The organism is Fructilactobacillus sp. X2R5C2 (assembly GCF_059901375.1).
This window is the reverse complement of the sequence record NZ_JBWXUX010000003.1, coordinates 116,153-127,864: the sequence shown is the minus strand read 5'-3', so window position 1 is coordinate 127,864 and position 11,712 is coordinate 116,153. Positions and strand designations below refer to the sequence as shown.

Sequence of the window (11,712 nt, the reverse complement as noted above, 5' to 3'; positions counted from 1 at the left end):
GTTAATTACTAATCCATTGTGAAAATAAAGAATAATTTTCACCATCTTTTTTTCGAACTTTTCTAATTGAAAATTTACTCTTTTGTAAAATAAAATTACAGATGACTACAAAATATTACCAAAATCATGATCATGAACTTCGGATTTTGAGTTTAATTGCAAAACTAAATGATCAATTTAATTATGCATCGAAGTAAATAGCTGATAAGGACTGCTATATCAGCAATTGCAGTCATCTTGTCTCTCATTCTAAAATTTGCAAAATTATGATCAATCACCATCTAACGTTAGATTCAAGCAATTCTTCTGCTAGCACAATTATATTACAGTATTGTTACTGTAAGTTTACTAGTTTAACAAACTATTTCCTGAATGTTTCGTACTATATCATTATAGTTACGCTTAGGTATATACCTTTTTTTCACATAATTTTGATGTTATGGTTTATATATTCCAAAGGAGGAAATCAAATATATGAATAATGAAAAATTACACTATAAAATGTACAAAGCTGGAAAGAAATGGATGTTTGCTGCTCTTGCAACTTCAATGGTTGCCGGTGGACTTCTAACTACCAGCAGCGTTGTTAACGCTGACGCCTTAGGAAATAATGCACAAACTACTCAAAGTGCTAAGAAAGATAATAGCACTATTAAAAACAACTCAACTAAGGACGCAGCTAACACTAACGTTGATAATCAAACAAATAACGCTAATGCTCAAAAAGAAGACACTACACAAACTAATGTTGCTACAAACAATGATGCAAACAAAACTGCTAATGATTCAGCTAAGGCTGCCACTACTAACGATCAACAATCAGCAAAAACTGATAACAATCAAGTAGCTAATAACAACCAAAACACTGATCAAAACAGCAAGGCTGATGACGTTCAAGCAAATGCTAAGACTGATTCAAACAATGATGCCGTTAAAGCTGATAGCCAAAAATCAGATACTACATCAAATAAAATTGTAGAAAACAATGTTGAAAAAGCTGTTACCCCTGCTCAACCAGCAAAAACTGACGTTAATGTTAACAATCAAAACCTTAACAATGCCGTTTCTGCCAAAGCAGACAACAACCAAAACAACAATAATGTTGAACAAAAGACTACTAATGATTCAGCTAAGGCTGCAACTACTAACGATCAACAATCAGCAAAAACTGATAACAGTCAAGTAGCTAATAGCAACCAAAAGACTGATAACGTTCAAGCAAATGCTAAGACTGACTCAAATAACAATGCTGCTAAAACTACAAATGATTCAACAGCTAAAGTTAATGCCACTACTAACGATCAACAATCAACTAAGGCTGATAACAATCAGGCTAACACTGACAATCAAAAAGATAACAATGTTACCCCTGCTTCAGCTCGTTCATACTCAAATGTTCAATTAAGTGCTGCTCGTGCAGCCGCAACGAACTTTAGAGTTCAAAACACTAACTTTATGGCATCAACTAATGCTGACCAAGTAGTTAACATTGGTAAACAATATGTTGGTACTCCATATGCATGGGGTGGTAACACACCAGCTGGATTTGATTGCTCTGGATTTGTTCAATACGTATTTGGGCAAGCTGGATACAGTCTTCCACGTACTACTTATTCACAATACCCTGCTACTCAACACATCTCACGTAGCCAAGCTCAAAAGGGTGATTTAGTATTCTTCTCCCAAGGTGGAGATCTTTACCACGTTGGAATTTACTTAGGTAATGGTTTAATGTTAGATGCTCAAAATAACGGTGTTAAATACAATGATTCACTTAGTTACTTCCCTGGTGCACAATTATTCGCACGTGTTAACGGCTTCAATGGTGGAAGTGCCAACACTTCATATACCCCAAGTCAAAACACTAATAACAATTCATACGCTCCAAAGGCTAACAATTCATACACCCCTAGAGCTAACAATTCATACACCCCTAGAGCTAACAACCAAGCTAGTTCAAATAATGTTCAATTAAATGTAAATACCCCAGCCGCAAAGCCTGCTACTAATAACAACAGAAACTACAATTACAACTTAAAGGCTAATGTACCTACTACTCAGTTGAACACTACTAACAAGTCAGCTAATACTGTTACACCAACAGCAACTACTTCAACTAGCAAAGCTACTACTAACGTTGCATCACAAAACAACGATGCTAAGAATGTTAACTTAAACGCTCAGCCTGCAAAGACTGAAAATGCATCAGCTAACGTTCAAAATGACGTTACCCCAGCAGCACAAAATGCTAAGACTAACTCATCAAACAATGATGCAAAGCAAGTAAACGTTCAAGCTTCAAAGATAACCACTACTGACAATCAAATTAACCCTGTTAAACAAGATCCTTCAGTAGTAGCTGCTGCACAAAAAGAACAACAAGCTAAAAATGATCAAGTAACTAACTTGTCAGACAACACAACTGCTAAGAAGAACACTACTGATTTAAACGCTTCAACTAAATCAAGCAATGATCCAAAGGCTGCTAAAGTTGTTTCAAACAAGGAAGTCTCTGACAAGAACGCTTCTAAGAAAGAAACTGTTGCTAAAGCAAACGATGATAAGAAAGCTACTTCACACATCGCTACCAACGACAATGGTCAAGCTGATTCAGCTAAAAAGAACGACCAACAAAAGAATGGTCACATCTTGCCACAAACTGGTCAAGCAAGCACATTACTTATGAGCGCCATCGGTGCCATTATGGTTGCCCTTGCTGCCGTACTTGGTTTCAGACGTAAAGATACTGATAAATAATATCTAAACACATAAAATGGTCTCTCGAATTAATCGGGAGACCATTTTTATTTGTCTAATTAGATTGCTATTAGAATGCGATTAGTGCTATTCTTTTTATATTGGAGGGATAACTATGGATGTACACTCAAAAGAAAAAGAACTCAAAAAGTTAATTAAAGATCAAGAAGAGTTGCAAAAGGAAAACTCAGACAAATTCAATGCTAGTTTGTTGGATAACTACAACGAACGGATGGACGTTGTCAAAGAATTAATTGAAAACGAAAATCAAACTAACAGCTTACGTGACACCAAAGTGACTAAACCTGCCCGTGATGACAAACGAGGAATGGATAAAAATCGCCACGTTGATGATCAAATGAACGATCTTGAAAGAGCTCAACAACGTTTAATCAAGAAATTACGTACACTTGAGGGCAAGTGGGAATAGTCTCCCCTCCTTCAAAAATTAACCATACAAAAAGAACGAACCTAGAAATTCGGGTTCGTTCTTTTTTGCTTCATTTAGTTATTGTTTTCATCTTTTAATTCTTCGTCAAGCTTCTTGGTTAATTTTTCGTAACCAGGCTTGCCAAGCAATGCATACATATTATTCTTATAAGCTTCAACACCAGGTTGGTTGAATGGATTAATTCCATTTAAGTAACCAGAGATGGCAACAGCAACTTCAAAGAAGTAGATCAAGTAGCCTAATGAATATTCTGATTGATCTGGAATATGAACAGTCATAACTGGAACTCCACCATCAGTATGAGCTAAGACAACCCCTTCGTAAGCTTTAGTATTAACTTCGTTTACAGTGTCGTTTTGGAGATACTTAAGACCATCAAGATTTGATTCTTCCTTAGGAATATCAATATCATAATCAGGTTTGTCGAGCTTAACCACGGTTTCGATTAAGTCACGAAGACCCTCTTGAATGTACTGTCCAAGTGAATGAAGATCGGTAGTAAAATTAGCTGATGAAGGATAAATTCCCTTTTGATCCTTACCTTCTGATTCACCCATCAATTGCTTCCACCATTCTGAGAACATTCTCATGTTTGGTTCGTAATTTTCAAGCAATTCAGTTGTGTAGCCCTTTCGGTATAAGATGTTTCTCAATGCGGCATAACGGTAAGCATCATTCTTGTTAACGTCTGGATTAGTGTATTCCTTTGAAGAATCAAGAGCACCTTTCATTAACTGACTAATATCAGCACCAGTAGCTGCGATTGGTAACAAGCCAACTGGAGTTAGAACTGAGTAACGACCACCAACACCATCAGGAATAACGAAGGTTTCATAACCATTAGCATCGGCCTCTTGCTTCAAAGCACCACGATGAGCATCAGTGGTAGCATAAATTCGTTTGTTGGCCTCTTCTTCACCATACTTCTTAACCAATTTTTCTTTAAAAATCCGGAAAGCAATTGCTGGTTCAGTAGTAGTACCAGATTTTGAAATGATATTAATTGAAAAGTCATCGTCACCAATGTAGTTCAATAGGTCATGAATGTATGGAGCACTGAGTGAGTTTCCAGCAAAGACAACCTTGACACCACGACGTTTGTCATCTGGTTCTGAGTTATAGAACGTACCGTTAAGAAAATCAACGGCCATCTTAGCACCTAAGTATGAACCACCGATTCCAATTACAACTAAAACCTTAGAATCAGATTTAATTTTATCAGCTGCCCTTTGGATTCGCTTAAACTCATCCTTGTCATAATTTTCAGGAAGATTCAACCAGTCACGGAAATCACTTCCGGCACCAGTACCATCCCTTAATTCTTTATCAGCTGCAGTTACCATTGCTTGAATCTCAGGTAACTCATCTGGATGTACAAACTTGCCTAATTTAGAATCGTCAAACTTTAAATAAGCCATTACACTATCCCCACTTCTATAAATATTTACATACATTATACAACAAAGCTAAGAGCCATAGCGGGGTTTTATCCCGTTAATTTATCATTTATTTGTAACACTCTTTCTACTTAATTTGGACGTTAATGCCCTTAAATGATCCCTCACGCTCGTAATCAGTATCAATTGGGAAATCACTTGGATTAGCATAAGTCTTGCCAAAATTAACGTTTATTCCACTCTGAATAAATGCATCTGAGATTTCAGATCTAAATTTTTTCGAGTTCATCTTGTTAGTATCGGTGGTAAAAAAGATGGAAGCATCCTGGTTAGCCACTTCACTTACGGCATTAACTAGTTTACCTAGGTCCTTTTTAATTTCAAAGCGATCTTTCTTATCTCTAACAAAAACCGGAACGTTAACAGTAATAAGATCAAACTTTAAATTATGCTTTTTAGCATAATCTAAGTAGCCAAAGACGCTCATTTTTCGAACCTCTTGGGCACCGATGGTATAACCATTCGCATCAATCTCGTTGATTAACTGTGATTTAGCCCGATTACTATCATCAACATTGACGGTCTTAACGGTACCACCACCAATCATCGCGTTGGCAACGCCAGTCCCTTCATAAAAGAGATTTAATCCAATTTTATCCTGTGCTTGATCAAAGACGTCTTGTCTTACATCACGATAAACAACGTCTAATCCAGTTGTTTTCGCATTTTGCAGACTAACAGGATAGGTTACTTCACCCTCTAAAACATTGGCAGATGACACTGGATCTGGGCTGGCATTCTCAACTGATTTAATCTCAGATCCATGTTCAAATTGACGATATTCGTACAAGTTCTGGTAGTCGCCTAATTGATTAATAATGACTGAAATTAATTGACTGCGCAATTGATAAATTCCAGAATTTTCCCAACTAATAACGTCCTGACCATCATAACTATCAATGGTAATACCGGCTAAACCATCACCCTGTCCGTTGAACATACGATGAATATCAATGCCCTCATCTTGAAGCAAGATCCGTTTACTAAAAGCCTGACTAAATAAGTGACCAAAGAAATTATCATCAATGGATTGATTCTCTTTCCGACTTAAAATCCAGCCAATGCCACCAGCTTGCTTACCAAAATAAGCACTTGCCACGAAGTGATCGCCCTTAACGAGCGCCACAACCTCACCATTGCTAAAGTCAGCTGGATTAACTAAATCCTTTTCACTAATTTGCGGATAACCACCCTCAAATTTCTTAACGGCCTTACCAGTTATTTCAATTTTTTTCATATTATTTATTCTCCCTTAAAAATCTCTTCCTTCTTTTATTGTACATGTAATGAGTGTTAATTAGTAGGAATGCAAAGCATGCCATATGTTAAAATAATAGGCAAAGGAGATTCAACTATGTATAAATATTTAGTATTTTTTGACTTAGATAGAACCCTGTTTGATGAAAATTCCAAGGTGAACGACGAAGTCGCAAATGCAATGGAAGAAATCAGAAAACACGGTGGCCTTCCGGTTATTTCAACTGGAAGGAATATTTTTGAAATCAAAGACACACTGGAAAAGACCAAGATTGATTCTGTGGTTGCCGCTAATGGTGACTTCGGAATGTTAAGGGGAAAAGAAGTCTTCTCTAACACAATTGATCCAAAGATCATCGACCAATTATATGATTTTGTTGAACAACATGGTAATACTTTGGTCCTACTAAATCAAAAACGCGGTGCCATTACCAATCATGATGAGTTAGCCATTAAAGCATTCAAGCACGTCCATGCCCCGCTACCAAAGATTGTTACTAAGACATACTGGCACGAAAACCCCATTAATATGATGGTTGTTACCAACACTGACCTAGATACTGAGTATGAGGATGCTTTCGGTGATGTTTTAACCTTCTACCGTAATTCACCTTACTCCATCGATGTGGTCGTTCATGGGGTTTCTAAGGCTACTGGAATCAAGCAATTAATTGATACTGCTGGATTAAAGGGAATCCCAACCTACGCCTTTGGAGACGGTAATAACGACATCCCAATGCTAGACTACGTTGATCATCCAGTTGTGATGGGTAACGGTCTCTCAAACGTTAAACCACATGGTGAATTTATTACCACCAAGAACACCGACCACGGAATCGTGAATGGTCTCAAGTATTTTAACTTGATTTAAATTACTGTAAATTAGGCAGATATCATGGTATAGTAATAATGTATCTGTCGGGGGCGTTATGGATTCGACGGGTATAGTTTGAGCCTGAATTGCATTCCGTACGACGATGCGTCAAATCGCTCAGTTTAATTATAACTGCAAAAAATAATAACAATTCTTACGCCGTAGCTGCCTAATAAGCGCTTGACGTAGATCTAGCTGATTTTTCCTATGGATCAGTCCTAGGTCCTACCTTTAATAGGATACGCTTACTGCTCCCATCTGAAGTAGTATGAAGAGATTAATCAGATTAGCTGTGCATGCTAGCATTGACTAATTGCGGATTGTACAGTGAAATTCAAATGATTAGCCTACGAATGTAGACGTTCAGGAGGCAATATGCCCGGACGCGGGTTCAAATCCCGCCGCCTCCATAATTAAAAGCGAACCAGTCATTAAGTTGATTGGTTCGTTTTTTGTTTTGATATTTATAAATCCATTAATTGTATTTTTTTGATTAGACTTATCTTGAGTGATAACGCCCATAAAATGTCGGCTACAAAAATTGAACCTATTAAAACTTAATAATGCAACAATCTCCCATTATCACACCAACCACCATACATCTCGTTGGCCCTCGTCTTTTTCACCAACTTATGTAACCGGTGCTTGTATGACTGTGGTTTACTAAATTTCAAACGTGATTGGACTCCATCAACGCGAACCCGTTGGTACAAGTCCGGAAACTGATTGAAATTGTCCCATACCTTTGGATCACGTTTCAAAGCTCGCTTAACTGGTTTGATAATCTTAAAGGACTTGGGTGACAAATCGGGCAACACTTTTTGACCTTCATCAGTCATTAAACCCAATTTAATTAATCTCCGAGCACGTTCCTTATTAAGCTCGGTCCAATTACTATTCTCCTTTCTAGGAGTGAGTCGTTGGGCTAATCCGGTCTCATCCGAACTCTTATGCAAACCATCAACCCAACCAAAACACAATGCCTCTTCGACGATATCCAAATAAAACATCCTGTCATCATTTGTTGGACTCATACTAACTGGGATCCACAAACAACCCTCTTTTTGACAGTTTTCCGTGAACCAATTCCGCAATTCTGATCTTGATGTAATTGGTAAAAATGGTTCGTCCTTTCTTAGCAACTTGGTTCGCTCCCTTCAACTTTTGCCTATATAGTAATCAGGTAAGTTAGGAGTGTCAAAAAAGCCGTCAGGCTCATTAAAACCTAACGGGACTTTTAACTGTTTTTTTAGCAAATGAAACTGGGCGAGATACTCCGACTAAGTTCCACCATGGGGCGTGAATTGGTTCGATAATAACTCCACGATTTTGCGCATCAATCATTTGGTGTTTGTTTAGGGCAAGCCCAACGTGATAGATGTCGCTCTTACTTGAACCAAAGAAAACTAAATCCCCTTTCTTGATTTTGCTTTTCTTAACATGCTTATAACTGTCATATTGTGCTTGGGCAGTTCTTACAATATTACGATTAGCACCGTTTTTCATGACATATTGTGTGAATCCAGAACAGTCAAAACTGTTAGGTCCAACTGCACCATATGAATATGGTTTGCCAAGTTCATTTGTTGCTACTTTCTTAACATTTGAAAAATGGACTTTACTTGCGGATGCTTGCGTTTGATTGGCACTCATATTAATAACGCCAAACATCCCAAGTGCTGCAACTGAAACTGCGACTCCTTTAACTAATTTTATAAACATACTCTAGCCTCTTTCTTTATGTAATCCTTGTGTCTTTATTTACAATCTCCTCACACTTTCTATGGTAGGTGACGATTACTACCAAACGGTTACAACATGATTTCAAAACCATTAATTACAGACCATAGTGTCTCTTTGGCGAAATAAAAAGGGATGGAAATTATATAATTTCCATCCCTTTTACTTTTCGATTTATTTTTGATCCTTTTTAGGGGTTCTAATCATAACAGCGAAGATTAATCCAACTACCGCAATTACTAAGAAGACCCAGTAAACCATATGAAATCCATTAACTTGTGCTGGCACTGCTGGCATGCTGAGTTTGAAGAAACCAGTGGCTCTAACTAATACAATCGTAGCAACCGCTACTCCAGTTGATCCAAGCACCTGTCTAACCGTAGTGATTAGGGCCGTTCCATAAGAAATCAAATCTTCTGGAAGTGAATCAGCACCTAGAGTAACAGCAGGCATCATAACAAAGGCATTGCCACCTTCAATCAACATGGCAATAATCATCATTGCCCAAATGTTGTAGATTGGGAAGAAGGCTAAGACCGCCCAGCCAAGCACAATCATAATCATCCCTGTTAACATAACTGGCTTAAATCCAATTTTATCAACAATGGTACCTGTAATTGGGTTCAAGATACTTAGGAAAACAGCTCCAGGAACTAATGCCATCCCGGAAATAAACGGTGACACATCAAGTACTTGCTGGTAATACAGTGGAAAAATAATCGTAACCACAATTAATGAAATGTAAGAGAAACCCGTCAGAAGAACCGCCAAATCATAGTTAAAGGTTTTTAAAACGTTTAAGTTTAACAATGGATTACTGATTCTGAACTGACGAACGACAAACAATGCAATTAAGATGATGCTGACGGCTAGAATCAGTAGTAATAATCCGTAGTTGTTGTTCGGTTTAGCAATTTCACTAATTACATACAAAATTCCAATCAAACCAAATGAATAAATGATTGAAATCCAATCCAATTTGGACTTAATCCTTGGCATTACATCTTTCATAACAAAGAAAGAAATCAAGAAAACCGCGGTAATGATGACAATAAAGACGTCAAACAAACCCCGCCAAGTTGTAAATCTTAAAACGATTCCAGAGATGATTGGTCCACAAGCAAGCGCCGAACCCATAACCAGTCCAGCAACTCCCATGATCGTTCCCCGGTCATCCTCTGGGGTGATATTAAGTAAGACCGTTTGATACGATGGAAACAAAATACCAACTGCGATGGCTTCTAGTGCTCTTCCAAAAAGCACCCACGCGAAGCTATTACTGATTAAAATGATTAAAGTTCCCAAATCAAACATCAGCAACACGCCCATAAAGAGTTTCTTAAAACTCATGTTATTCAATAACCAAGGACTGATGGGCATCATAATACACATGATAATCATAAAACCAGTCGTTAACCATTGAACCGATGATGCTGAAATATTGAAATAATTCATTAATGTCGGATAAGCCGTTGATAACGATGATTGGCTGATTGACATTGTGAAAGTTCCAATTAACATAATGGTGATAAACCAAAATCTTTCTAATCTACTAAGTCCATTACTTTTTGCCATATAAAGCGCTCCCTTTTCGATTTGTGCTAATTTAATAGCTAGTTATAGATTATCATTTTTTGATTTGAATTGTTACAAATTGTCACAAAAAAGTCCACGATTTCTCGTGGACTAATGTAAATCTAAAATTTAATGCTACCTTGCGTTCTTGGATAAGGAATAACGTCCCGAATATTATCCATTCCGGTCACATACATCAGTAAACGTTCAAACCCAATTCCAAAACCAGAATGTTTGGTACCGCCATACTTTCTAAGCTCTAGGTACCATTCATATTCGTCCTTTGACAAGTGGAACTCATCCATCTTATCAGCCAATTCTTTCTCACGTTCTTCCCGTTGACTTCCACCAATCAATTCCCCAATTCGTGGAACCAAGAGATCGGAAGCGGCAACGGTCTTTCCATCATCATTATCTCGCATGTAGAAGGCCTTAATGTTACGTGGATAGTCGGTAACAAAGACTGGCTTACCAAAGACCTTTTCTGAAAGGTAACGTTCATGTTCGGCCTTTAAATCAATTCCCCATTTAACTGGATATTTAAAGTCAACGTCAGCCTTTTCAAGGAGATCAATGGCTTCCGTATAAGTAATACGAGCAAACTTTTCATTGACAGTGGTTTGAAGCAATTTGATTAAATTGTCATCAACATTATCATTTAAAAACTGCAGATCTTCTGACGCATTTTTCAACAAATAATTAATTACATACTTCAACATGTCTTCAGAAGTGGCAACAATGTCATCTAGGTCGGCAAATGCCATTTCAGGTTCAATCATCCAAAACTCTGCAGCATGACGCTTAGTGTGTGAGTTCTCAGCTCGAAAGGTAGGACCAAAGGTGTAAACATTTCGGAAGGCCAACGCAAATGCCTCAACCGGAAGCTGTCCACTAACGGTCAAATTGGTTTCTTGACCAAAAAAGTCTTTTGAATAATCAACCTTACCATTTGCATCCTTCGGGAGGTCGTTCTGATCTAAACTAGTGATCTGAAACATCTCACCAGCACCCTCAGTATCACTACTAGTGACAATTGGTGTGTTTACGTATACAAAGCCACGGTTTTGCAGATATTGATGAATGGCAAAAGCTGCTAGTGAACGAATCTTGAATACGGCATAGAACGTGTTGGTTCTAGGACGTAAGTGAGCAATGGAACGAAGATATTCCAGGGATTGCTTCTTCTTTTGCAGTGGGTAATCTAAGTCAGACACCCCTTCGATATCAACCTTTTCGGCATGAATCTCAAATGGTTGTTGTGCATCTGGGGTCTCAACTAGTTTTCCAGTCACCTTTAAAGTTGAACTAATTGGAAGCTTAATTACGTCATCAAAGTTATCCAGATCACTTTTGACAATTACCTGAACGTTTTTGATATATGATCCATCATTTACCTCAATAAAGGCAATTTTTTTAGAATTACGAATGGTCCGAATCCATCCCGTTAGGACAACTGATTTGTCTCCAAAGTCCCGTTTCTTAGTATAAAGATCTTTTGCTAACACGTTTTTCATTCTTATCACCCTTCTTTAAACAATAAAAAAAGACTTCATCTCACAAAGGGACGAAGTCATCGCGGTACCACCCATCTTGTTTATATT

9 protein-coding genes, 1 other RNA gene and 1 other annotated feature (1 of these 11 running past the window's edge) are annotated in these 11,712 nt (G+C 37.7%); of the genes, 4 read left to right on the top strand and 6 right to left on the bottom strand.

All coding sequences use genetic code 11. The annotated features are described in order from the left end of the window. Window positions 1-474: 474 nt before the first annotated feature. A complete protein-coding gene (locus AC6UD2_RS05065) occupies window positions 475-2,757 on the top strand; it encodes an NlpC/P60 family protein (RefSeq protein WP_500698214.1) in 2,283 nt (760 codons plus the stop codon). 115 nt (window positions 2,758-2,872) lie between these two features. Further along, complete coding sequence (locus AC6UD2_RS05060) at window positions 2,873-3,187, top strand: hypothetical protein (protein WP_500698213.1); 315 nt, start codon at window positions 2,873-2,875, stop codon at window positions 3,185-3,187. A 74-nt stretch (window positions 3,188-3,261) separates the two neighbouring features. On the opposite strand, the gene AC6UD2_RS05055 is transcribed toward AC6UD2_RS05060, so the two are convergent. Together AC6UD2_RS05055 and AC6UD2_RS05050 are read right to left on the bottom strand one after the other, a co-directional pair. Beyond that, complete coding sequence (locus tag AC6UD2_RS05055) at window positions 3,262-4,626, bottom strand: glucose-6-phosphate isomerase (RefSeq protein ID WP_500698212.1); 1,365 nt, start codon at window positions 4,624-4,626, stop codon at window positions 3,262-3,264. 106 nt (window positions 4,627-4,732) lie between these two features. Next, complete coding sequence (locus AC6UD2_RS05050; RefSeq protein ID WP_500698211.1) at window positions 4,733-5,902, bottom strand: class I SAM-dependent methyltransferase; 1,170 nt, start codon at window positions 5,900-5,902, stop codon at window positions 4,733-4,735. 117 nt (window positions 5,903-6,019) lie between these two features. Here AC6UD2_RS05050 and AC6UD2_RS05045 point away from each other — a divergent pair, with 117 nt between their 5' ends. Together AC6UD2_RS05045 and ssrA are read left to right on the top strand one after the other, a co-directional pair. Next, window positions 6,020-6,793 (top strand): Cof-type HAD-IIB family hydrolase, encoded by a 774-nt coding sequence (locus AC6UD2_RS05045; protein WP_500698210.1) that lies wholly within the window; start codon window positions 6,020-6,022, stop codon window positions 6,791-6,793. A gap of 49 nt (window positions 6,794-6,842) precedes the next feature. After that, window positions 6,843-7,209, top strand: a transfer-messenger RNA (tmRNA) gene (gene ssrA / locus AC6UD2_RS05040). A 144-nt stretch (window positions 7,210-7,353) separates the two neighbouring features. Here the strand turns inward: ssrA and AC6UD2_RS05035 are convergent. From AC6UD2_RS05035 to asnS, 4 genes are all read right to left on the bottom strand, one after another. Then, a complete protein-coding gene (locus AC6UD2_RS05035; RefSeq protein ID WP_039144393.1) occupies window positions 7,354-7,938 on the bottom strand; it encodes a YdeI/OmpD-associated family protein in 585 nt (194 codons plus the stop codon). A 76-nt stretch (window positions 7,939-8,014) separates the two neighbouring features. Next, window positions 8,015-8,518 carry a C40 family peptidase gene (locus tag AC6UD2_RS05030; protein WP_500698209.1) on the bottom strand — a complete coding sequence of 168 codons (504 nt, stop codon included), beginning with the start codon at window positions 8,516-8,518 and terminating at the stop codon, window positions 8,015-8,017. A 192-nt stretch (window positions 8,519-8,710) separates the two neighbouring features. Beyond that, window positions 8,711-10,111 (bottom strand): DHA2 family efflux MFS transporter permease subunit, encoded by a 1,401-nt coding sequence (locus AC6UD2_RS05025; RefSeq protein ID WP_500698208.1) that lies wholly within the window; start codon window positions 10,109-10,111, stop codon window positions 8,711-8,713. A 122-nt stretch (window positions 10,112-10,233) separates the two neighbouring features. Beyond that, the gene (asnS, locus tag AC6UD2_RS05020) at window positions 10,234-11,625 is read right to left on the bottom strand and encodes an asparagine--tRNA ligase (protein ID WP_500698207.1); all 1,392 of its coding nucleotides are present in this window, start codon (window positions 11,623-11,625) and stop codon (window positions 10,234-10,236) included. 43 nt (window positions 11,626-11,668) lie between these two features. After that, window positions 11,669-11,712: a binding site (T-box leader), on the bottom strand; it runs 164 nt beyond the window's last position.

Bases quoted from the DNA above. Each gene is read 5' to 3' on its own strand.
- AC6UD2_RS05065 (WP_500698214.1), top strand. From the start codon at position 475: ATGAATAATGAAAAATTACACTATAAAATGTACAAAGCTGGAAAGAAA.
- AC6UD2_RS05060 (WP_500698213.1), top strand. From the start codon at position 2,873: ATGGATGTACACTCAAAAGAAAAAGAACTCAAAAAGTTAATTAAAGAT.
- AC6UD2_RS05055 (WP_500698212.1), bottom strand. From the start codon at position 4,626: ATGGCTTATTTAAAGTTTGACGATTCTAAATTAGGCAAGTTTGTACAT.
- AC6UD2_RS05050 (WP_500698211.1), bottom strand. From the start codon at position 5,902: ATGAAAAAAATTGAAATAACTGGTAAGGCCGTTAAGAAATTTGAGGGT.
- AC6UD2_RS05045 (WP_500698210.1), top strand. From the start codon at position 6,020: ATGTATAAATATTTAGTATTTTTTGACTTAGATAGAACCCTGTTTGAT.
- AC6UD2_RS05030 (WP_500698209.1), bottom strand. From the start codon at position 8,518: ATGTTTATAAAATTAGTTAAAGGAGTCGCAGTTTCAGTTGCAGCACTT.
- AC6UD2_RS05025 (WP_500698208.1), bottom strand. From the start codon at position 10,111: ATGGCAAAAAGTAATGGACTTAGTAGATTAGAAAGATTTTGGTTTATC.
- asnS (WP_500698207.1), bottom strand. From the start codon at position 11,625: ATGAAAAACGTGTTAGCAAAAGATCTTTATACTAAGAAACGGGACTTT.